This window comes from Flavobacterium sp. KMS (assembly GCF_000813005.1).
Taxonomy (GTDB): Bacteria; Bacteroidota; Bacteroidia; order Flavobacteriales; family Flavobacteriaceae; genus Flavobacterium.
This window is the reverse complement of sequence record NZ_JSYP01000015.1, coordinates 119,349-140,432: the sequence shown is the minus strand read 5'-3', so window position 1 is coordinate 140,432 and position 21,084 is coordinate 119,349. Positions and strand designations below refer to the sequence as shown.

Genomic DNA, 21,084 nt, shown 5'->3' with positions numbered 1-21,084 from the left:
TTTATTCATACTTTAACAATTCTTTCCTTGAAGATTCTGTAAAAAGCACACTCTTTTTGCTCCCTAATACCGAAACATGTGTAATATTTTGTTGCTCGGTATTCCAGTCTACTAAAATTGTATTCGAAATTTCTAAGCTTTTAATTTTATCAACATCTTTTATTCTGGAATAACAAACCAAAACATCATTTGATTCAACTTCTTTCGATAAAAACGTGATTGGTCGTGACTGACCATTTACTTTAATAGTAAAATTTTCAGCAAGATATTTTTTCAAAAGGGCAACATCGGCTTCAGTTTCTTTCTCTGTGCCGATGTTGGACTTGATTTTATATTTTTTTTCTACTCCATTATTCAGATCATCGATAAAAATTCGAGATGTAATTTGAAGCATTTTTTTTTCGGGAGCATAATTTATTTGATATACCCCAACATAAAATTTATGAAAAGCAAATGATGATAATGATAGGAACAATAACCCTATTAAAGAGTAAGCTACAATTTTTCTCATTTTTTAATATCATTCACTTTTTTGAATTCTTTACTTTTATTAATTAAAAAATCCATTAACTGAAATCTATCTTCTGGTTTTAGATATTGTTTTGAAACAGGATCATTAGAAGAATACATCAGGAACAAATCAATCTCATCATCTTGTAATTCTAAAGTTTTAGCAAAGAATGACGGACTGAAATTTGCTCTTACATATTGCGTAAAAGCTACATCGTCTACAGGAACTTCTTTTTCGCCTGATTTATTCAAGAGCTTTTTAACATCTTTAAATATCCTCACGAAATCTGTACCGTATTTTATGGTTTGATCTGAATAAGAAACACTGTTTTCTGGGGTTGACTGTTTATCATCCTCAAATTGCATATCAACATATTTCTGGGTATTCTTATCCAGTGATTTTACTTTTAATCCTTTTGGAATAACCACTTCTTTTAACTGATTATTTTTAAGCCCCAATCGCACTACTAAAAGGCGTTCAGCAAACTCCTTTTCTGTCAGCACCATTTTTCTTGTTTGAAAAGCCAAACTCGAAAACAACAAAGTATCTTTTGGTTTCGCCAATATATCAAACAATCCGTTTGAAGAAATAAAGGTCCTTGTTTTTGTATTAACATTCAAAACATAACCACTTTCCAGGGCAACCGAGTCATTCACTACTCTTCCATGTAAAGACATTCTTGTTCCAGTTTGCGCGATACACAACTGACAAAATAAACTCAAGATCAATATTCCAATTTTATTTCTCATTTTCGATAATTGTTAAATATTTTTGCGCCAAACCTGTTATTAAAAACATACTCATTGTTTTGTTTTTGGCATTCAACGAAGTTACAAACTCTGGATCATCTATGCAATACAACTGGAACCCTTTTATATGCTCTAGCGGAATCTTTAATCTATCAGTATAATAATTCTCTTCGAAAAGATATTCAATTTTTGAATACAACATCTCTTTTTTCTCTACTGCTACTTCTTTTTTCAGCATAGCGGTCCGACCAGATATCTTATTTAAGAGTGCATCTGTCATAGTAGACTTGGCCGTGTATAATTTTCGTTCTGCCGGTGTGTATTTCTTTTGTCCATAAGGTATGATTCCTAAATTTTCGGCATTTATGTTTGAAAATTCATTTATAACAACCTCTTTTAATTCTATGTTTTTAGGAACCATTTTTACCAGTAACAAGTCTAATTTCAAATCATTAGCTGTAATTCTTTTTCGGAGTGGTTCTAGATTTACTGCCGAAAAAACCAACACATCTCCTTCTTTGATAACGATAGAAAACTGTCCTTTATTATCCGAAATAGTAGTTTCCTGAGTGGTATTATTGACTATTGTTATAGCTTCGACCGAACTTGAGTCGGCGGTAATTCTTCCTGAAATTTCTTTTGTAACAACAGTTTGCCCAAAACTAATTTGAAAGAATAAAGATACAATAAATAAAAGTAAGGTATTAATTATTTTCACGTGCTATTATTTCTTTGTACTTCTCTGCTAGTTCTCCTAGCAAGAATTCGGTAGTCGTTTTGTTTTTAGAGCTTAAAATCTTTGTAAAACTTTCATTTTCTACTGCAAAATATTCAAATCCCTTTACATAATCCAAAGGAATACTAAGCTTTCGTACAAAGTGATCTGTATCAAACATATTTTCCAAAAGCTTCATGAAGATTTCTTTTTTCTCTACAGCAAGTTCTTTTTTAAGCATTTTTGACCTGCCTGAAAACATATTTATTATAGGATCCAGACCAACTGAACCTCCTAATCCTACTGAAGCATCCAGATCAGTTCCTCCTTTTAACCTACGCTCTGCAGTTGTGTAAGAACGTTGCCCCGCAGGAATTATCCCTAAGGCAACTGCATTAATATTATCGTATCTTTTTATAATAACTTCTCGCAACTGATTCACTAGTGTTTCCAATTTTACCACAAACTTTACCGACGCCAAATCTTCGTCTGTCAAAACAATTCGACGTTCTTTAAGCTGTACCGACGAAAAAATAAGCGTATCGCCTGTTTGGACTGGTATCGAAAAAGAACCTTCCTTATCTGTAACTACAGAAGCTTCAGTCCTTAAATTAACCACATAAATCCCCTCCAAATCCATTGTATTAGCATCTATTTTTCCTTTTAAAACAGGAGAAACAGCAACTTGAGCCAAAAGATTATTAGCTAGGAAAACAAAAAACACACATACTACCTTGTTCATCAAAACATTATAAGGATAAGCTGTAAAAGTATCTTAATGTCATCTAAATTTAATATTAACGACTTGGTAAAAATATGTTAATTAAACCTTTATTTTACGGCTTTAAAACGCACTATTTAATATCTTTAACTTAACAAAAAACATTACAAAATCTATGAAAAATATCATTATTGCCAGCACCTCTACTCTTCACGGTGGCAGCTATTTAGATTATTTATTACCCGAATTGCAAGTGCATTTTAAGAACTGCAAAACACTTCTTTTTATCCCTTTTGCAAGACCCGGAGGAATTTCGCATGAACAATACACTAATACTGTTTCTCAAGCTTTTGAAAAAATAAACATTAAAGTAAAAGGAATTCACGAATTTGAAGATGCTACAACAGCGATTAACAATGCCGAAGGAATTTTTACTGGTGGCGGGAATACTTTTTTGTTAGTAACACAACTATACAAAAATAACATTATGACGGTTCTTGCTGAAGCTGTTAAAAACGGAACTCCTTATTTAGGAACCAGCGCAGGAAGCAACATTTGCGGACTATCAATGCAAACTACTAATGATATGCCAATTATCTACCCGCCAAGTTTCCAGACTTTAGGATTAATTCCGTTTAACTTAAACCCTCATTATTTAGATCCAGATTCTCAGTCTAAACATATGGGCGAAACTCGCGAAACAAGAATAAAAGAATTCCATGCTTTTAATACACTTCCTGTTTTAGGATTGCGTGAAGGAAGCTGGTTAGACGTAAAAGGAGATCAAATTATTTTGAAAGGGGATTTATCTGCTCGTCTTTTTAGACAAAATCAAGAGCCTGAAGAATTAGAACCTCAAACAGATTTGAGTTATGTGCAATAAAAAAGCCGAAACTATTAAGTTTCGGCTTTTTAAAGAGCGAAAGACGAGGCTCGAACTCGCGACAACCAGCTTGGAAGGCTGGAGCTCTACCAACTGAGCTACTTTCGCATTAACAGGGTGCAAATATAAAAAAATTAAATCATTCTAAAAAATAAAAATCAAAAATTTTTTCTTTTTAAAAGAAACCGAAACATTTGCAATTTCGGTTTCTTTAGAGCGAAAGACGAGGCTCGAACTCGCGACAACCAGCTTGGAAGGCTGGAGCTCTACCAACTGAGCTACTTTCGCATTACTGTGGTGCAAATATAGATAATAACTCCAGTTAAAAACAAGTTTTTTTTACAAAAATTTCAAAAAATCTTAAACAAATTCTTTAATATATCTTCTGATGGAACTCCAAATGCAAAGCTGAAAACGGCAGGTTTTATCTGAAAAAGAACTTCAACTTGTTGTTCAAATTTTGATGGAATGTCAATATTTAGATCAGGAATCGGAATGTTTAATTGATCGAAATAAAGTTTAAATAAGGTTGTTATTCTTGCTAAACTTTCGGGTGAATAATTTTTCAATCGTTCATCGACATCCGATACCCACAAATTAATATTATATGGTTTGTCTGTTGCTGCATTTATTTTATTGCCAGCTTCCAGAATTTCTTGTGGTGTAAGCGTATAAGCTCCAAAACTACCCAAACCTCCCGCATCTGAAACTGAAGTAAGTAAATCTACAGTAGAAAAACCTGCACCCAATGGACCTTGAAGAATAGGATATTTAATTTTCAGAATTTTGGTTAATTTGGTTTTATGCCACATAATTTTGTTCTTTCTTACGATTAATGACAGAGGTAATTTTTAGTAAACAAGATTTTTATTTACCATTGATATCAAAATTAATCATTTCTGAATTAAGAAATAATCAGAATCCTAATTTTCATTACTTAAAACAAAACATAAGAAACATTAATAAAAAAGTTTCTTCCTTGTCTCGGAATTTTATTCCAATCGGAGAATGTGGTGTAATATTTATCAAGAATATTTTCGATTCCAGCCTGAATATTTAACTTGTTATCGTTCCATGGAAATGTATATCCAGAATTGAAATTAAAAATTACATAATCAGGTGTTTTGTTTTCTCCATATACCGAAGCGAATTTTGTTTGCGCCAGATTTCCAGATGCGCCAAATCCTAAATTAAAGTTCTCTTTTTTGTATTGAATGCTTCCCGAATAACGCAACGGACTTATAAATGGCAGATTATTGTTATCATCATCTTTTCCGTAGCTATAAACGAACATGGTTTTGAAGTTCCAGTTTTCGGCTATTTTATATTCCAGATTTAAATCGGTATTAAAAATTGATGCATAATTTAATGCATTATATACTTTTACTCCCGAGGCTCCAATAGTCATAGGTTGTATGTTAGCATCAATTTTTCCGACGATATAATCCTGAATATGGAAAAAGGAAGAAGTTAGTCTTGAAGTAAATTTTTCGGTTTTAAATCCAAATGAGAGATTAGCTTCAAATGATTTTTCGTTTCTCAGATTTGGATTTCCTATATAATCATAAAAATCATTACTGTTGTACAAATAGTATCCATATCCCTCTGAAACTGAAGGTGCTCTTTCGCCGTAGGCTAAACCAAAACCATATTCTAATTTATCGTGATGCACGAGGTAATTCCCAGAAAGGCTTTTCAGAATTCTATTTTTGGATGCATCCATATCAGGATAAAAAATCTGTAGACTTTGTAAACCAAATTCATCAGCCACTTTATTAGAATGCATTCCGATGTTTGCAGAAAGTTTAATATCAGTATTTGAGGAAATTTGTATTGCATCTTCTAGATATAATCCGTTATAAAGTGTTCGCACATCGGGCCAAGTGTACATAAACATTGCATTTTCTTTGGGATTGTTTGGATACATTGTCATCTCGGCAATCGATTTGTTATAAAAACTATTCAGGTTTGCCATGAAATGATGGTTTTTAAATTTCCCCTTTAGTTTAGAGTAGTATCCGTAGGTGTCTGACCAACCCGGCATATCCATATGAATAGGGACGCTTGGTCTTTTTGTATCATCCATTCTGTGAGTAATGGTGTTAAAGTATACTTTGGTTTCCCAATTGGTAAAATATTCAGAAGCAGGAGTATAGCTATAACGCAACGAAGTTATTGTGGCTTTCGCCAAAGAAACGTCCATTGGTAGCGCAGGATAACCTACATCTGTAGCTTTATCATAAATTATCGAACCTTCTATTAAACTCTTTTTGTTTAAATAATAACCCGCTGTTGCCGATAGGTTGTATTTTGTAAACTGCGAAAAGTTTATTTCTTCATCGTTTCCCGCTTTGTAATTTTCTGCATCACGATACATAAAATCAGTATTGATATAAAAAGAACTATTGTTGTAGCCTATAGATGTTCCCATGATTTTATGTTGATTATTGGTTTCATATCCCGTTCTTAAATTCCCATTCCATCCTAATTCTCTTTGAGTAAGATTGGTTCGTTTTAAATCAATTCCACCGCCAATTGTAGGGCCATGACAACTTCCTTGCTGACCAGAAGCAATATTGGCCTCAGACAAGTTTGATATTTCGACATAAGAAGTTACAGGATCCATTTTATCGGTACAAGCTCCAAAAATTCGCATGCCATCAATAGTGATAACAGTTCGTTCGGTAGCCATACTATTGATAATTGGTTCGAGTGCATATCCGCCTCTTCGTACCATATTTACTTTAGATGATTGCTGTAAATATTCTTCGACAGTCGCAAGAGATTTAGGTTGTTTTTGAGATACTGGCGTTTTTTTTCCAATAACAATAATTTCATTAAGATTAATGGGCGAAATACTATCTTTTTCTTTTTTCTGTGCAAAGCAAATAGTTGAAAATGCTGCTAACAGAATTGTTGCTATAATTTTCATAATATCACAAATAGGGATGGACTAAGCGTTGCTGCTTAGTCCTTAATCTTGTTATTAATAAAATGATTAAAATTCAATCTCAAAGAAGAGACTGCTTGAGGTATTTTCAGGAGTAAATTCTTCTCCTTTCAATATTTCGCCAGAAGCATTTAAGAGTTGGAGGTTAATTTTCCAATAACCAGTCATAGTCAGGGAAAGATTTCCGTTATAAAATCCTTGCGCTATCGATTGTGTTAAATCGGTATTGTTTGGAGAACTATGATTTCCCATACTTGGCATTCTTGGGTCAATTTTTACTTTAAAATTATCAACCACAGAAAACGTCATCATGTCTTGCATTTTATATAGCCCTACGGTCATATTATTCAACCCAATTTTTGGACTTTTAGGAGCAATGTAAGCTAAAATATATCTTACACCATCAGTTCCTGTAAAAGAGTTTACAGTACGTTTTTCAGATGCAAACACGCTTATAGGTGCTGTTGCAGTATAATTTACAGCATTAATAGTATAGTTAATTTTTAATTCCCAAAAATCTTTGTCATTCTGAGCCATCTGAAAAATAATAGTACCATCGTATAACGTTTGTTTATCAGAAACCTTTTCGATTAGAGACTTAGGACAAGAATGTTGCATGGTTGCCATATTCATTATTGGCATCCAATTTAAGGAAGCGTTGGTAATGTATGTATTGGTGTTTTTGTCTTTTATTCTTAATGAAATCTGGTTGTAACCTTGGGTTAATTTTCCAGTTTCAGAATAAAGTTCGATGATATGATTATCATTAGATAATTCTTGAATTTTTGTAAGTCCTGATATTTCATCAATAGGTTTTTCGGGTGTAGAATCACTATCAGAAGAACAAGAAAAAAGAGTGACTGCAACAAAAAGAATAGATAAATATTTAAAATTTTTCATAAGTATTAAATTTAAAAATGGATAATAAGCAGCTTGTCGGTTTGTATTACCGATAAGACAATTAATATAAATTCCGAAAATTAATACTGAAGAGTAGGTGGATGAAATATTAAATCGATATTGAAATGAGAATATAGATTTATAGGCAAAATATCATTCTTCAAAATGGATTTGAAAATGAGTTTAAAATTAAATGAGTTGATTTTTTCCAGGAATAATAGGTCTAATCCAGTAGGAAAGCTCTTTTTTTCTGATGAAGATGAAGAATCATCTTCGGTTGCTTTTCCTAATTCCTTTTTTAAATGACATTTCCCTTTACAATCTAATTCTGGTTGATTTTTGTTTTCGCAAAGTTCAGTCGCTATATAATCATAATTAATGATGTAGTCTAAGACAGGAAAGACAGGTCTTAAAATCATAGTTATTAAAAATATATAGGCAAGGGTTTTCATTGATTTCTTGAAAACACAAAGTTATGGTCTGTTTTTTTTACAAAATATGATTCATGTCATATTAAGCAAAATAGACAAGAAGAATATTAATTTCTACTTTTAAAAGTAAAACCGAAGTAAGTCTAAAAGAATTGCGCTAAGTCAGTGACATCTGCATAAAAGAATAGAATTAGACTCAATACTCTAGGTTTAATTTTATAAAGATAAATATGCCAGAAGATTTCATTGGATTGTTTTACGAGTTCTCTTTTTAATAATGTATATTCGCTAGGTATTACTTCTATAATAGTATCTGAATTTTTAAACAGAGAAATTATCAAATAATCGGTATCGGTATTCTTAACAAATCTTGAAATTATATTTTCTTGATTTTCCAGATAGCTAAGAACTTCGTTAAAAATGACAATCTCATAATGCTCATTGGTATTAAATTTATTAATATCAGAAGTTATAAAAGTAGAGTTTATGAAATTTTGTTTTTTAGCTTTACTAATTGCTACAGAAGATAAGTCTACACCTGTTATAGTAGAATAATCAGTTTCTTTTAAATAAAAATTTAGGGCTCCATATCCGCAGCCTAAGTCTAGTATTTTTGGTTTTTTAACAGGAGACGCTTTGATGAATTCAATAATTTTTTCATATCTGGTCTTTTCCTCTTTCATAAAATCCCACTTACCTAAAGCATATTTGTAGTTCCAACTACATTTTTTTCTGAATTTTTCTACTTTGATAAGTAATTGACCAATATTCGATTTTGAATTGCCTTTATATAGTTTCATCTATAACTAGTTTATATTACTAAAACGGATTTTCTTCTCTTTACAGGTTCATATTCAGTTGGTTGTGGTTTTGTTACTTGCTAATTTATTAATTATTTTAATTCTTAATAATAACTTAAGTTAAATTAATTGTGATAATTGTTTTATCAAATTCTATTGCAAAATGAATTTAAGCATAGATTTCTTCTTTGGAGACTTTTGAAATTATATAATTTCTAATTGGATAAGATATTTCTAAAAAAAATGAGATTTATGCCATTAATTTAAGAAATTGTTACAAGACTTATTGCTCATAACAATTTAATAACCAGAAGAAAACGTTTTCGTTGGCTTTTACTTGTTAAAGCCTAGTGAAAATTCTTTTTTTGTTTCAATACTTTGTTTACTTTTGACCCCAAATGAAAAAAATCGTTGTGATATTTGTGTATTTAAGTTTGCTTCTGCTAGGCGGAGGTCAATATCTTAATGCCGGTACACATCAAAATTCTTCTTCTCATAGTTTAGAGAAAAAACACCGAGTAAAATTTACTAATCAGGATTCAGGCAGTTCTTTAATTGAAGATGCCGACTTAGATATCGACGAGGAACACCTTGGAGGAGATATCAAAGATGGAATTTCTGACAAACTTTTTACAGGAAATTATAGCTTATTAGATAATTGGTATTTGACACTCTCTTGTCAATCTATTTTAGACCATCATCAAAATAGTTTTAAAATCTTCACGCCATTTTGTGGCCAATCCAATCCTATTTATATTACTCAACGAGTATTAAGAATCTGATAAACAAGATACATCGGTTACCTAAAGTGTGATTATGATGCATATCTTGTTGTTGTATATTTAGTACTTCTTCTTGTATGACTGTTCGTGCATAACTATGGCTACTGATGTCTTTTTAACATCCAAAGGAATCATTGCATTCCAAGCATTCAATCGCTTAATTTCCATTTTATACCATGAAGAGAATTATCTTGTTCACAGGCTTAATAGCCCTTGTGTGCCTAACTAGTTGTACAACTAAAAAAGAAGAAAAAGAAGAAGCTGAAAAATTTACAGTAACAAACCCTGTAAAAATAGACACTTCGTTTACTAAAGAGTATGTTTCGCAGATTAAATCTGTACGTAACATCGAACTCCGCGCCCAGGAAAAAGGGTTTTTACAAAATATTTATGTTGATGAAGGACAGTTTGTAAAGGCTGGACAATTGTTGTTTAAAATTCAGCCAAAAATGTATGAAGCTGAGTTACTTAAAGCTCAGGCAGAACAAAAAGCTGCTGAAATTGAATTGCAGAATACTAAAATGTTGGCAGACAAAAATATCGTTTCTAAAAACGAACAAGCGGTAGCATTATCAAAACTTCAGGCTGCAAAAGCTGAGGTTGCATTGGCAAAACTACATTTGTCATTTACCGAAATCAGAGCTCCGTTTGACGGAACAATTGACCGTATTCCGTTAAAACTTGGAAGTCTTATTGATGAAGGCGAATTATTGACAAGTCTTTCAGACAACAGTCAGATGTTTGCTTATTTCAATGTTTCTGAGCCAGAATATCTTCAGTACCAAACGGATGTGAAAGATCGTGCAGAAACTAAAGTGAATTTGGTTTTAGCAAATGGTCAACTTTTTAAAGATAAAGGAAACGTAGAAGTTATCGAAAGTGAATTTAACAATGAAACAGGAAATATCGCTTTTAGAGCAAGATTCCCTAATTCGGCTAAATTACTTAGAAACGGAGAAACAGGACAAGTACAAATGCTTGTTCCGCTTAAAAATGCTATTGTGATTCCACAAAAAGCGACTTACGAAATTCAGGATAAAAAATATGTTTTTATTGTAGATAAAAATAATAAAGTGAGTTCTAGAGAAATCAGTATTACTGGCGAAATCCCAGATCTGTATGTAATAAGCAGCGGACTTACTGAAAATGATAAAATTTTACTTGAAGGAGTTCAGAAAGTAAAAGATAATGATAAGATTAAATTTAGCTATATCGCTCCTCAAAAAGTGATTAATAATTTACGATTAAAAGCGGAGTAGGGGGAAGTGTTCAGTGTTCAGTAACAGTTTACGGTGACAGTGTTCAGTTTACATTTCACAACTCACATTTCACAAGCCTACATTTCATAATGTGGTTTAATCATTAAAAAAATACAAATAAATGTTTAATAAATTTATACAAAGACCTGTACTGTCGATAGTAATATCGCTAATAATTGTCTTTTTAGGGATATTGTCGGTGATGAATTTACCTATTACACAATTCCCTTCCATCTCTCCACCGATGGTAAATGTTACAGCAGATTATCCTGGTTCTAATGGCGAATTGATGATTAAATCGGTTGTTATTCCTTTAGAAAGAGCTTTAAACGGAGTTCCGGGAATGAAATACATGACTTCTGATGCAGGAAATGACGGTGAAGCAAGTATTCAAGTGGTTTTTAATTTAGGAACAGATCCTAACCAAGCAGCCATTAATGTTCAGAACAGAGTAGCTTCGGTTACGAATAAATTACCTCCATTGGTAGTTCGTGAAGGTGTAAAGATCACGCGTGAAGTTCCTAGTATGTTGATGTATGTGAATCTTTATAGTACGGATAAAAATACCGACATGAAGTTCTTGTACAACTATGCAGATATCAATGTACTATCAGAATTAAAAAGGGTAAATGGAGTAGGATCAGGAGATATCTTAGGTACTCGTGAATATGCAATGCGTATTTGGTTAAAACCTGATCGTATGTTGGCTTATAAAATTTCTGCCGATGAAGTAATGGAGGCATTATCAAGCCAGAGTTTAGAAGCTTCGCCTGGTAAAACAGGAGAAAGTTCGGGTAAACGTTCTCAGGCATTTGAGTATGTATTAAAATATTCTGGTCGTTTTACAACAAAAGAGCAATATGAGAATATAGTAGTTAGATCTAATAGTAGCGGAGAGCTTTTGCGTTTAAAAGATATTGCCAAAGTTGAATTTGGTAGTTCGATGTATGATATTTATTCTAATTTAAATGGAAAGCCATCTGCAGCGATTGTATTAAAACAATCTTTTGGAAGTAATGCAAATCAGGTTATTGAAGATGTAAAAGCTAAACTTGAAAAAATTAAGCAAAAGTTTCCAAAAGGAATGAATTATGAAATCTCTTACGACGTTTCTAAATTCTTAGATGCTTCTATAGAAAAAGTAATTCATACTTTAATCGAAGCTTTTATTCTGGTAGGACTTGTTGTATTTCTTTTCTTGGGCGATTGGCGTTCTACGGTTATTCCTGCGATTGCAGTACCAGTTTCCTTAATTGGAACTTTTATTTTTATGACATTCTTTGATATTTCATTGAACTTAATCACATTATTTGCGTTGGTTCTGGCGATTGGAGTCGTCGTCGATGATGCGATTGTGGTAATCGAAGCCGTCCATGCCAAGATGGAAGAAGAACATCTTTCAGCCTTTAAAGCAACTAAAAAAGCAATGCATGAGATTGCGGGTGCTATTGTTGCAATTACTTTCCTGATGGCTGCGGTATTTATTCCTGTAGCATTTATGTCTGGTCCTGTTGGAGTTTTTTACAGACAATTCTCTATCACGATGGCTACAGCAATTATACTTTCGGGTATTGTTGCCTTGACTTTAACTCCAGCACTTTGTGCAATGATGTTAAAAAATAATCATGGTAAACCTAAAAAGAAAACGCCTGTAAACAGATTTATAGATGGTTTTAATAACAAGTTTAATCTTGCTCAAGGCAAATATCAAAATGTATTGGCCAAAATTGTAAATAGAAGAGCTGTTACTATTATTGCACTTCTAGGATTTTGTGCAGGAACATGGCTTATTAGTAGCACAGTTCCTTCTGGGTTTATACCAAATGAGGATCAGGGTATGTTTTATGCTATTATACAAACACCTCCAGGTTCATCATTAGAAAGAACAAATGATATTGCATTAAAACTGCAAAAAATATCTGAAGATGTAGAGGGTGTAAAATCAGTATCTGCCCTTGCAGGTTATGAAATCCTGACAGAAGGTACAGGATCTAATGCAGGAACTTGTTTGATTAACTTAGAAGATTGGAACGATCGTAAACAATCTGTAGTGGAGATTATGGCAGAACTGGAAGAAAAATCGAAAGATATTCCAGGTGCAAATATTGAGTTTTTCCAACCACCAGCGGTACCAGGATATGGAGCTGCAGGAGGATTTGAACTTCGTTTGCTTGATAAAACAGGTTCGGGAGATTTCAAAAAAATGGAAGCTGTTAATAAAGAGTTTGTTGAAGAATTAAACAAACAACCTGAGTTATCTAATGTGTTTAGTTTCTTTAGTGCGAGTTTTCCTCAGTACATGATGAAGGTAGACAATGATTTGGCACAACAAAAAGGAGTTTCTATCGAAAATGCGATGAATACGTTATCTACTCTTGTGGGAAGTAACTATGAAATTAGTTTCATTAAATACGGAATTAACTATAAGGTAATCGTACAGGCTGCTCCAGAATATCGTGCACAACCTGATGATATCTTAAAACTTTATGTGAAAAACAACCATGATGAAATGGTGCCATTTTCGGCATTTATGAAATTAGAAAAAGTATACGGTCTTTCAGAAATTACAAGACATAATATGTACAATTCTACAGAAATTAGTGGTGGTGCAGCTCCGGGATACAGTTCTGGTACAGCTATTAAAGTAATTCAGGATGTTGCTGCCAAAAAGCTACCTAGAGGATATGATATTGATTGGGCAGGTATTTCTGCCGATGAAGTTGCACAGGGTAATCAGGCAATTTGGGTATTCTTGATTTGTTTGGGATTTGTGTATTTGGTTTTAGCTGCCCAATATGAGAGTTTTATTTTGCCATTATCTGTAATTCTTTCATTGCCGGCAGGTATTTTTGGAGCTTTCCTTCTGTTAAAAATAACAGGATTAGAAAACAACATTTATGCTCAGGTTGCCATGGTAATGCTTATTGGTTTATTGGGTAAAAATGCCGTATTGATTGTAGAGTTTGCTATACAAAGGCATGCCGCTGGCAAATCAGTTCTTGAAGCCGCAATGGAGGGAGCGAAAGCGAGGTTCCGTCCTATCTTGATGACTTCATTTGCTTTTATCGCTGGATTATTGCCGCTTGCTTTTGCTACGGGACCAGGTAAAATTGGTAACAGAACCATTGGTACTGCCGCTGCCGGAGGTATGCTTATAGGTACAATTTGTGGTGTATTTGTTATTCCGGGATTGTATTACATATTTGGTAGAATTGCCGAAAAACACAAGCTGGTAAAACATGAAGAAGAAAACCCATTAACAGAAGAAATTGATAACAATCATGTATAAATTCAAATTACATCAATATGCTATTGCTTTAGGGCTTTGTCTTGCTGTAGTAAGTTGCAAGACCCCAGAAACAGTAGCAGAAACTCCAAAGACTCCAGTTCCTGAGTCTTTTGGAGACAAGAAAGACACGATAAATATGTCGGCTATTAAGTGGAATAATTACTTTAAAGATCAGAACCTTGTAGATTTAATAGATGTTGCTCTAAAAAACAATCAGGAGTTAAATATCACTTTGCAAGAAATAGAAATTGCCAAAAATGATATTCGTGTTAAAAAAGGATTATTGTTGCCAACTGTTGGCGTACGTGCTGGTGCAGGAGTAGAGAAAGTAGGAAGATATACTAGCCAGGGTGCTGGTGATGCTTCTACTGAAATAACTCCTGGTAGAGAAACGCCAGATCCACTGGGTGATTTTACTATTTCGGCTTATGCAAATTGGGAAGTTGATATCTGGAAAAAATTGCGCAATTCTAAAAAAGCAGCAGTAAGCAGATATTTAGCGACTGTAGAAGGGAAAAACTTTGTAATTACAAATCTTATTGCAGAAGTTGCTGATTCTTATTATGAATTATTAGCTCTTGATAGCCAACTAGAAATCGTAAAGCAGACGATAAAATTGCAAACGAATGCTTTGGAAATTGTAAAAGTTCAGAAGGAAGCAGCAAGAGCAACAGAATTGGGTGTTCAGAAATTTCAGGCTGAAGTTTTAACCTCAAAAAGTATGGAATTCGAGATTCTTCAGAAGATAAAAGAAGCAGAGAATAAAATCAACTTTTTGTTAGCACGTTATCCTCAAGAGATTAAAAGAGATAATAGTAACTTCTTGGCTTTGTTGCCTTCATCGGTTAGTTCTGGGATTCCGTCGCAGTTGTTAGCGAATCGTCCAGATGTTAAACAAGCAGAGTTAGAGTTAGTGGCTGCAAAACTGGATGTAAAAGTAGCTCGTGCCGAATTTTATCCGTCACTAGATATTTCGGCTGCAATAGGTGTACAAGCATTTAAACCATCATATTTGTTTACTATGCCAGAGTCATTGCTTTATTCTTTAGCAGGAGATTTAGCTGCGCCATTAATTAATCGTAATGCGATTAAAGCGGAGTTTGCAAGTGCAAATGCAAGACAACTTCAGGCTTTGTATAATTATGATCGTACGGTTCTGAACGCTTATTTAGAAGTTTCTAATCAGCTTTCTAAAATAGATAACCTTCAAAAAGGTTATGATTTAAAATCGCAACAAGTAGATGCGTTAAACAAATCGATTGATATTTCTAATGATTTATTTAAATCTGCCAGAATTGATTATTTTGAAGTTTTAATGACGCAGCGTGATGCTCTGGAAGCTAAACTGGAATTAATAGATACTAAAAAAGAACAACTTAATGCTGCAGTTTATATTTATAAAGACTTAGGTGGTGGTTGGAAATAGAAAAGCAATTTTGTTTTAGATTACAAAACCTCTTGAAAGTAAAATTTCAAGAGGTTTTTTTGTGTATTTAATGGAAATGAAGTTTTTTAAAATGAAAGTTGTTGTTGAGTAAATTAGTACTTTTATAAGGTTAAATTTATTTTTAAAAACTTCTAAAAAATTAATCAATAATGCGAAAGTTTACAATAGTAATTATAATGATGTTTTTTTTGATAAGTTGTACTAATAAAGAGTTTATAATCTCGATTGAACAGCCAAAAAATAGCCAGCTCGATGACTTGAAAGTTGAAATAAATTTAGACAGGAAGAAAGTTAAGGAAATATATTTAAAATCTACCAATGTTGTTCCTACACATGAAACGATTAAAGTTTTTATAAATGAAGAAGGAATACATCACTTAGAAATAAAATTAATAGACACCACATTTAGTTATAGTATAATTTATCCCGGAGAGAAATATATTATTTTAAGTCCATATTTAAAAAAAAATGGAAAAATTAGTATTGGAATTTTAAAGCAACAAGAGAAGTTTACTTTTCATTAAACGATATTTTAGGTTGAGTTCTGGGAGACTTTATTTTGTATGTTATGTTGTATTTTGAAACTGATTCTGCAATTTGATTCACTATTAAATTCTCCATTACAACCTTAGTCAAAGTTTTAAACTTTTACAAGGGTAAAATCCTTTCAGAATCTTGATTTTGAAAGGATTTTTAGGTAGTAAAGATTTGTCTAAACTTATATTTGTTAGGAAAACGGGAGTCCTAGCCCAGACAGTAACGGCATCCTTTGTTTGCCTTCTTTAGGCAAGCAAAGATACAGTGTATGGCTGGATTAGCTCCTTATAAATAGTATTAGACTATTGTTACGCCTGCGTCTTTATAAGGTTTTAATAGTTTGTCTTCGGGATCATTATTTGTTACGAGAACATTAATGTCTTTGATTGGGCAAACAAAATAAGCTTCGGCAGTTCCTACTTTTTCGATAGAACTTAATGCGATAACAAAATTTGAATTTTGTATCATGTTCTTTTTAATTTGCGAATCATCGTACATAATGCCTGTAATTCCGCGTTCATGATGTATGCTGCAAACTCCCAAGATACAGACATCGGCTCTAAAGTTTCTGAAGAAATCTATTGTTTCGATACTGGAGGTTGCAAATGATGTTTTGCACATTTTTCCGCCTGCAAAAATTAGTTCGATATTAGGCAAATCTTCTACTAATGCCGCAACTGGAAAGCTATTTGTAATGATTGTTATTTTTAAATCGTAAGGAAAACTTGCCACTAATGCTACTGAGGTTGTTCCGCCATCGATAAATACTACCTGACCATCTTTTAGGAATGATATTGCTTTTTCGGCAATAATTTTTTTGTTTTCGAGGTCATGTTTTTCTCTATTTCTATAATGTAGCGGTATTGGCGATGGAGCTACTGCACCGCCTCGTACTGCTTTGAGTAATCCCTGATCAGAAAGTTCTTTTACATCGCGTCTTACGGTATCTTCGGATACGTTTAAGTATTCGCTAAGCTCTATTAGCGTTACTCTGTGCTCTTTGGAAAGGTATTCTAAAATTACGTTCTGACGTTCTTCCTTTTTCATGTGTTGCGGATTTATATTGCAAAAATAAGTTAAAATTGCAATATATTGCAATTTTTGCATAAATTTGTCGCAAAATAATTTATCATGAATAAGAAAACAATTGCTATCGATATGGATGGCGTACTTGCGGATATTGAGGCGCATTTAATCACGTATTATAATAATGAATTTGGAACTGCGATTACAAAAGATAGTATTCAGGGGCTAACTGAAGAGGAAGCTTTTAAGGAGAGAGCTATTTTGCGTAGGATTTTAAATTCGGAGAATTTTTTTAGAACATTACCTGTAATGCCTAATGCTGTGGAGAGTTTACTTGAATTACAAGAAAACTATGAGCTTTTTATAGTTTCTGCAGCCATGGAGTTTCCGATGTCTCTTTCTGAAAAAGTATTCTGGCTTGAGGAGCATTTTCCTTTTATAAAATGGGAAAATATTATTTTATGCGGAAGCAAAAGAATTATTAATACAGATTATATGATTGATGATCATGCTAAGAATCTGGATTATTGTATAGGAAAACCTATTATGTTTACGGCGTTTCATAATATAAACCAAACTCATCATTTAAGGGTTAACAATTGGAAAGAAGTTGTTGCAGTTTTAAATAAAGCAGTATAGTTATTGCTTTTATTATTAAAGCAGAAAACCTGCCCGGAAAATCATTTTCGGGCAGGTTTTTTTGTATAAATTGCAATAAAGAATCAGGATTTTTTCTTCCAGAAGTTCAATATTCCATCGCAGGCAGATTCTTCGAGGTCAAAACTTTCTGGAATTTCTTCCCAAGTACTCCAATAGGTTACGAGCCTTGTGCCTTTGGGAGTTTTGCCGAGTTGTTCTCTCACATAATTAGAATAGGTGTGAAACAATTCTTTTTCTGGAAGTATGATTTTATCTATCGGACAGGTAATATCTATATTCTCGTAAAAGGAGTTATAGAAATAAAACGCATCGTAATCTGAAAATGAGATTTGATCGATATTTGAATGAATAAATTCTACATTTTTTATATCGTGTTTTTCGGCTATTTTCTTAGATACTTTTATGAGTGATTCTCTTTGTTCTACTCCATAAAAAAAGCCTCTTGTAGATGCAGCTCCCACTAAGCAAAATTTTCCTGCTCCGGCACCAATGTCTAATACCTTTTTATAAGGTTTGTCGACTAGGTAATCGGCTGCAACTTTGGCTATTTCTACTGGTGTCCAATGTCGTTCAGAAAGTCTTTGAATACGAGTTGGGTACAATTGATTAAATGTACTATCTTCGATATCAATATTTTGTCTTAGGTTTTTAAAAATCATTTTGTTAGCTGTATGTACTCTTCATTGGTCAAAAAAGTACTGTTATCTATTGTGATAACTACTCTTAAGAGCCAATTATAATAAGAATCGGTATTAATATGCGATGCATTTTTTTCTAAGATACAATTAGTTACTGTGATTTCACAATCTAAAGGGGAGATAAGGGTAAAAGTTTTATTTGTACCATAAATAGTTCCCCATGTTTCGCCTTTTTTAATAGTATTGCTTTCTAGTTTTAGTTCAACTGAATCAATTTTTCCAATTTCTTTTTGAGCATAATCTGTAATACCGATATAGAAATCGCATGATCCAATTTTTCGTAACCACAAATGGTCTTTAGTGTAATAAAGACTTCTAGGAATAAACATAATTTTTGTTTTTATATTATATCATTTTATTATAAAATGTATAATGTGACTTAATTTTTGAATAAAACAAAGGTAAGTAGCTTGAAAATAGAATATAACGACTAAAATGATGCTTAAATTTGATTTAAATCAATATTTACAAAGTAGGAAAGAAAATAGCTTAACTTTGAGTTTATTATGATATCAAAATTTATTTTTAATAACCAATATCTTTTAAATGAGCTTCCTGAAGATGATAAGGATATGCTCGAAGAGGTTATGCATAATAAAAAATATCGCAAACATGAAGCTATATTTACTGAAGGAACTTTGCCTACAGGTATTTTTTATGTTAAGGTTGGTAAAATAAAGAAATACAAAGTTGATAACGACGGCAGGGAACAGATAATTTACATCTACAATCCTGGAGAATTTTTTGGCTATTCGGCCATTTTAAGCGAGGAATCGTATGGAGATACTACTGTTGCTATAGAAAATGCCATCATTTCATTTATTTCTAAAGACGATTTTATTCATATTCTGAACACTTCGGTAGTTTTTTCCAGATTATTATTAAAAAGTTTAAGTCATGAATTTAGTGTTATGGCAAACTTAATGGCTGTATTATCTCAACGAACTGTAAGGGAAAGAGTCGCTCTTAGTTTACTGATATTGCATGATAAATATAAAATAAGTGATATCGAAAAAAAGGTTTTTATAATGCTTTCCAGAGCCGATTTGGCAAACATGGCAGGTACTGCAAATGAAACACTGGCAAGAGTACTTCATGAATTTAAAGAAGATAATCTTATCTGGATGGAAGGTCGGAAAATACAATTACTAGATCTTAAACAACTTACATTAATAGCCAATTTTTATTAGTTTTTTGTTGTGTGGTATTTAACCGCAAAGGGCGCAAAGTGATACGCAATGTTCGCAATGTTTTTAAATCCCAGTATGTATTAGAATTATTTTAATCCTTTGAATCTGTGGCTAACTCTTCGCGAAAAGGGTACGCGGATGATGCGGATTCGCTAAAGCGAAAACACGGATGACACGGATTTTCTATTTTTTGTTTTATAAATCTGTGGCTAACTTTTTGCGAAAATGGTACGCGGATGAAACGGATTCGCTAAAGCGAAAACGCGGATGACACGGATTTTTTGTTTTTTTGTTTTATAAATCGGTGGCTAACTCTTTGCGAAAATGGAACGCGGATTAAACGGATTCGCTAAAGCGAAAACACGGATGATACGGATTTTTTGTTTTATAAATCTGTGGCTAATTCTTTGCGAAAATGGTACGCGGATGATAAGGATTCGCTAAAGCGAAAACACGGATGACACGGATTTTTTGTTTTTAATACTTTAATTTTGTGGTAAATAATAACAAACTGATTGCAATAATTTTAAATCAAGTTATATTTGATTTTCTTAACTTTGCTGCATGGATAATCAAATTGTTACTCAGGCTTCGGATTTTACTACTAATGACTTAAAGTTAAAGGGCTTTAAGGTGTATGAAGTAAAAAGTGGTGTTAATGCTATTCCTACTTATAATCGTAGAGATTTTTATAAGATATGCATTAATACTAGCAAAAGTTTTATTCATTATGCCGACAGAGGTATTGAGACTGATGGTACTATATTGTTTTTTGGTAATCCTCATATTCCTTACTCTTGGGAAATTATATCGCCATCTTATAATGGATATGCCTGCGTTTTTACAGAAGATTTTATAAAGAAGCAAGATCGTTCTCAGAGTCTTAACGAATCTCCATTATTTAAAATAGGAGGGACACCTATTTTTTCTTTAACTGCTGAACAGGAGAGTTTTATTGCTACAATGTTTAAGAAAATGCTCTCGGAACAAAATACTGACTATATATTTAAAGATGATTTAATTCGTAATTATATCAACCTTATTATACATGAGGCACTTAAGATGCAACCTTCGGAAAATTTCTTTAAGCATAAAAATGCATCTTCGAGAATAACAACTCTTTTTCTTGAACTCTTAGAAAGACAATTTCCTATAGAAACCAAGAACCAACCGCTTAAGTTAAAAACACCACAGGATTATGCTCAAAATCTTGCTGTGCATGTAAATCACCTGAATCGTTCGGTGAGAGAAATTACTGGAAAATCGACCACAGCACATATTACTGAAAGAATAATTAGTGAAGCAAAAGCACTTTTGCAACATACGGATTGGAGTATTGCTGATATCGGATATTCGTTAGGATTTGAGTATCCTAGCTACTTTAATAATTACTTTAAAAGACTTACAGGAACAATACCTAAAACTTTAAGAGTGTAGATTGTTTGAAATTCTTAATTTTTTGTTTGATAATCGTTATATCTGTATGTCTTTGCCAAAGTAAATTTGCATTGAAATAATTAGTATTAACCAATATTA

21 protein-coding genes and 2 tRNA genes are annotated in these 21,084 nt (G+C 32.7%); 9 read left to right on the top strand and 14 right to left on the bottom strand.

Features of this window, described 5'->3' with window-relative positions:
• Position 1: 1 nt before the first annotated feature.
• Genes OA93_RS16130 through OA93_RS16115 form a run of 4 tightly spaced genes read right to left on the bottom strand, consistent with a single transcriptional unit; the run spans position 2 to position 2,717 of the window.
• Positions 2 to 511 (bottom strand): DUF6702 family protein, encoded by a 510-nt coding sequence (locus OA93_RS16130; protein WP_039114448.1) that lies wholly within the window; start codon positions 509 to 511, stop codon positions 2 to 4.
• On the bottom strand, positions 508 to 1,260 hold the full coding sequence (locus OA93_RS16125) for a hypothetical protein (protein WP_039114447.1): 753 nt from the start codon (positions 1,258 to 1,260) through the stop codon (positions 508 to 510). The genes OA93_RS16130 and OA93_RS16125 overlap by 4 nt, the downstream gene beginning before the upstream one ends.
• Positions 1,250 to 1,978: a carboxypeptidase-like regulatory domain-containing protein gene (locus tag OA93_RS16120; protein WP_039114446.1), complete on the bottom strand. Its 729-nt coding sequence runs from the start codon at positions 1,976 to 1,978 to the stop codon at positions 1,250 to 1,252. The genes OA93_RS16125 and OA93_RS16120 overlap by 11 nt, the downstream gene beginning before the upstream one ends.
• Positions 1,965 to 2,717 carry a hypothetical protein gene (locus tag OA93_RS16115; RefSeq protein WP_039114445.1) on the bottom strand — a complete coding sequence of 251 codons (753 nt, stop codon included), beginning with the start codon at positions 2,715 to 2,717 and terminating at the stop codon, positions 1,965 to 1,967. The genes OA93_RS16120 and OA93_RS16115 overlap by 14 nt, the downstream gene beginning before the upstream one ends.
• A 154-nt stretch (positions 2,718 to 2,871) precedes the next feature.
• On the opposite strand from OA93_RS16115, the gene pepE reads away from it, so the two are divergent.
• The gene (gene pepE / locus OA93_RS16110) at positions 2,872 to 3,579 is read left to right on the top strand and encodes a dipeptidase PepE (RefSeq protein WP_052259478.1); all 708 of its coding nucleotides are present in this window, start codon (positions 2,872 to 2,874) and stop codon (positions 3,577 to 3,579) included.
• A 35-nt stretch (positions 3,580 to 3,614) separates the two neighbouring features.
• Here the strand turns inward: pepE and OA93_RS16105 are convergent.
• From OA93_RS16105 to OA93_RS16075, 7 genes are all read right to left on the bottom strand, one after another.
• A tRNA-Gly gene (locus tag OA93_RS16105) sits at positions 3,615 to 3,687 on the bottom strand.
• Positions 3,688 to 3,794: 107 nt separating this feature from the next.
• Positions 3,795 to 3,867 (bottom strand) — tRNA-Gly (locus OA93_RS16100).
• 62 nt (positions 3,868 to 3,929) lie between these two features.
• Positions 3,930 to 4,391 carry a nitronate monooxygenase gene (locus tag OA93_RS16095; protein WP_052259477.1) on the bottom strand — a complete coding sequence of 154 codons (462 nt, stop codon included), beginning with the start codon at positions 4,389 to 4,391 and terminating at the stop codon, positions 3,930 to 3,932.
• Positions 4,392 to 4,516: 125 nt separating this feature from the next.
• Entirely contained in the window at positions 4,517 to 6,511 is a 1,995-nt protein-coding gene (locus tag OA93_RS16090) for a TonB-dependent receptor (protein ID WP_039114443.1), read from the bottom strand.
• A gap of 66 nt (positions 6,512 to 6,577) precedes the next feature.
• The gene (locus OA93_RS16085; RefSeq protein WP_039114441.1) at positions 6,578 to 7,429 is read right to left on the bottom strand and encodes a hypothetical protein; all 852 of its coding nucleotides are present in this window, start codon (positions 7,427 to 7,429) and stop codon (positions 6,578 to 6,580) included.
• An 80-nt stretch (positions 7,430 to 7,509) separates the two neighbouring features.
• Positions 7,510 to 7,881, bottom strand: coding sequence for a hypothetical protein (locus OA93_RS16080; protein WP_039114438.1), 372 nt, complete (start codon positions 7,879 to 7,881; stop codon positions 7,510 to 7,512).
• Positions 7,882 to 8,003: 122 nt separating this feature from the next.
• Entirely contained in the window at positions 8,004 to 8,660 is a 657-nt protein-coding gene (locus OA93_RS16075; protein ID WP_039114436.1) for a class I SAM-dependent methyltransferase, read from the bottom strand.
• Positions 8,661 to 9,058: 398 nt separating this feature from the next.
• On the opposite strand from OA93_RS16075, the gene OA93_RS16070 reads away from it, so the two are divergent.
• The 5 genes from OA93_RS16070 (at position 9,059) to OA93_RS16050 (ending at position 15,961) form a co-directional block, all read left to right on the top strand.
• Positions 9,059 to 9,442, top strand: coding sequence for a hypothetical protein (locus OA93_RS16070; RefSeq protein ID WP_039114434.1), 384 nt, complete (start codon positions 9,059 to 9,061; stop codon positions 9,440 to 9,442).
• Positions 9,443 to 9,618: 176 nt separating this feature from the next.
• Positions 9,619 to 10,701, top strand: a complete 1,083-nt coding sequence (locus tag OA93_RS16065) for an efflux RND transporter periplasmic adaptor subunit (RefSeq protein ID WP_039114432.1) — start codon at positions 9,619 to 9,621, stop codon at positions 10,699 to 10,701.
• A 121-nt stretch (positions 10,702 to 10,822) separates the two neighbouring features.
• Complete coding sequence (locus OA93_RS16060) at positions 10,823 to 13,990, top strand: efflux RND transporter permease subunit (RefSeq protein ID WP_039114430.1); 3,168 nt, start codon at positions 10,823 to 10,825, stop codon at positions 13,988 to 13,990.
• Positions 13,983 to 15,416 carry a TolC family protein gene (locus OA93_RS16055; protein ID WP_039114428.1) on the top strand — a complete coding sequence of 478 codons (1,434 nt, stop codon included), beginning with the start codon at positions 13,983 to 13,985 and terminating at the stop codon, positions 15,414 to 15,416. The genes OA93_RS16060 and OA93_RS16055 overlap by 8 nt, the downstream gene beginning before the upstream one ends.
• Positions 15,417 to 15,586: 170 nt before the next feature.
• Complete coding sequence (locus OA93_RS16050) at positions 15,587 to 15,961, top strand: hypothetical protein (protein ID WP_131450984.1); 375 nt, start codon at positions 15,587 to 15,589, stop codon at positions 15,959 to 15,961.
• A gap of 310 nt (positions 15,962 to 16,271) precedes the next feature.
• On the opposite strand, the gene OA93_RS16045 is transcribed toward OA93_RS16050, so the two are convergent.
• Positions 16,272 to 17,021: a DeoR/GlpR family DNA-binding transcription regulator gene (locus OA93_RS16045; protein WP_039114520.1), complete on the bottom strand. Its 750-nt coding sequence runs from the start codon at positions 17,019 to 17,021 to the stop codon at positions 16,272 to 16,274.
• A gap of 84 nt (positions 17,022 to 17,105) precedes the next feature.
• Here OA93_RS16045 and OA93_RS16040 point away from each other — a divergent pair, with 84 nt between their 5' ends.
• Positions 17,106 to 17,639, top strand: a complete 534-nt coding sequence (locus OA93_RS16040; protein WP_039114424.1) for a 5'-nucleotidase — start codon at positions 17,106 to 17,108, stop codon at positions 17,637 to 17,639.
• 83 nt (positions 17,640 to 17,722) lie between these two features.
• On the opposite strand, the gene OA93_RS16035 is transcribed toward OA93_RS16040, so the two are convergent.
• On the bottom strand, positions 17,723 to 18,319 hold the full coding sequence (locus OA93_RS16035) for a methyltransferase domain-containing protein (protein WP_039114423.1): 597 nt from the start codon (positions 18,317 to 18,319) through the stop codon (positions 17,723 to 17,725).
• A complete protein-coding gene (locus OA93_RS16030) occupies positions 18,316 to 18,687 on the bottom strand; it encodes a glycine cleavage system protein H (RefSeq protein ID WP_039114421.1) in 372 nt (123 codons plus the stop codon). Before OA93_RS16030 ends, OA93_RS16035 begins: the two co-directional genes overlap by 4 nt.
• Positions 18,688 to 18,864: 177 nt before the next feature.
• Here OA93_RS16030 and OA93_RS16025 point away from each other — a divergent pair, with 177 nt between their 5' ends.
• Together OA93_RS16025 and OA93_RS16020 are read left to right on the top strand one after the other, a co-directional pair.
• The gene (locus OA93_RS16025) at positions 18,865 to 19,548 is read left to right on the top strand and encodes a Crp/Fnr family transcriptional regulator (RefSeq protein WP_039114420.1); all 684 of its coding nucleotides are present in this window, start codon (positions 18,865 to 18,867) and stop codon (positions 19,546 to 19,548) included.
• Between the two features lie 564 nt (positions 19,549 to 20,112).
• On the top strand, positions 20,113 to 20,985 hold the full coding sequence (locus tag OA93_RS16020; RefSeq protein WP_039114419.1) for an AraC family transcriptional regulator: 873 nt from the start codon (positions 20,113 to 20,115) through the stop codon (positions 20,983 to 20,985).
• Positions 20,986 to 21,084 lie beyond the last annotated feature (99 nt).

Excerpts from the sequence above, each read along its gene's own strand:
- OA93_RS16130 (WP_039114448.1), bottom strand. The coding sequence starts at position 511 with ATGAGAAAAATTGTAGCTTACTCTTTAATAGGGTTATTGTTCCTATCA.
- OA93_RS16125 (WP_039114447.1), bottom strand. The coding sequence starts at position 1,260 with ATGAGAAATAAAATTGGAATATTGATCTTGAGTTTATTTTGTCAGTTG.
- OA93_RS16115 (WP_039114445.1), bottom strand. The coding sequence starts at position 2,717 with ATGAACAAGGTAGTATGTGTGTTTTTTGTTTTCCTAGCTAATAATCTT.
- pepE (WP_052259478.1), top strand. The coding sequence starts at position 2,872 with ATGAAAAATATCATTATTGCCAGCACCTCTACTCTTCACGGTGGCAGC.
- OA93_RS16095 (WP_052259477.1), bottom strand. The coding sequence starts at position 4,391 with ATGTGGCATAAAACCAAATTAACCAAAATTCTGAAAATTAAATATCCT.
- OA93_RS16090 (WP_039114443.1), bottom strand. The coding sequence starts at position 6,511 with ATGAAAATTATAGCAACAATTCTGTTAGCAGCATTTTCAACTATTTGC.
- OA93_RS16085 (WP_039114441.1), bottom strand. The coding sequence starts at position 7,429 with ATGAAAAATTTTAAATATTTATCTATTCTTTTTGTTGCAGTCACTCTT.
- OA93_RS16080 (WP_039114438.1), bottom strand. The coding sequence starts at position 7,881 with ATGAAAACCCTTGCCTATATATTTTTAATAACTATGATTTTAAGACCT.
- OA93_RS16075 (WP_039114436.1), bottom strand. The coding sequence starts at position 8,660 with ATGAAACTATATAAAGGCAATTCAAAATCGAATATTGGTCAATTACTT.
- OA93_RS16070 (WP_039114434.1), top strand. The coding sequence starts at position 9,059 with ATGAAAAAAATCGTTGTGATATTTGTGTATTTAAGTTTGCTTCTGCTA.
- OA93_RS16065 (WP_039114432.1), top strand. The coding sequence starts at position 9,619 with ATGAAGAGAATTATCTTGTTCACAGGCTTAATAGCCCTTGTGTGCCTA.
- OA93_RS16060 (WP_039114430.1), top strand. The coding sequence starts at position 10,823 with ATGTTTAATAAATTTATACAAAGACCTGTACTGTCGATAGTAATATCG.
- OA93_RS16055 (WP_039114428.1), top strand. The coding sequence starts at position 13,983 with ATGTATAAATTCAAATTACATCAATATGCTATTGCTTTAGGGCTTTGT.
- OA93_RS16050 (WP_131450984.1), top strand. The coding sequence starts at position 15,587 with ATGCGAAAGTTTACAATAGTAATTATAATGATGTTTTTTTTGATAAGT.
- OA93_RS16045 (WP_039114520.1), bottom strand. The coding sequence starts at position 17,021 with ATGAAAAAGGAAGAACGTCAGAACGTAATTTTAGAATACCTTTCCAAA.
- OA93_RS16040 (WP_039114424.1), top strand. The coding sequence starts at position 17,106 with ATGAATAAGAAAACAATTGCTATCGATATGGATGGCGTACTTGCGGAT.
- OA93_RS16035 (WP_039114423.1), bottom strand. The coding sequence starts at position 18,319 with ATGATTTTTAAAAACCTAAGACAAAATATTGATATCGAAGATAGTACA.
- OA93_RS16030 (WP_039114421.1), bottom strand. The coding sequence starts at position 18,687 with ATGTTTATTCCTAGAAGTCTTTATTACACTAAAGACCATTTGTGGTTA.
- OA93_RS16025 (WP_039114420.1), top strand. The coding sequence starts at position 18,865 with ATGATATCAAAATTTATTTTTAATAACCAATATCTTTTAAATGAGCTT.
- OA93_RS16020 (WP_039114419.1), top strand. The coding sequence starts at position 20,113 with ATGGATAATCAAATTGTTACTCAGGCTTCGGATTTTACTACTAATGAC.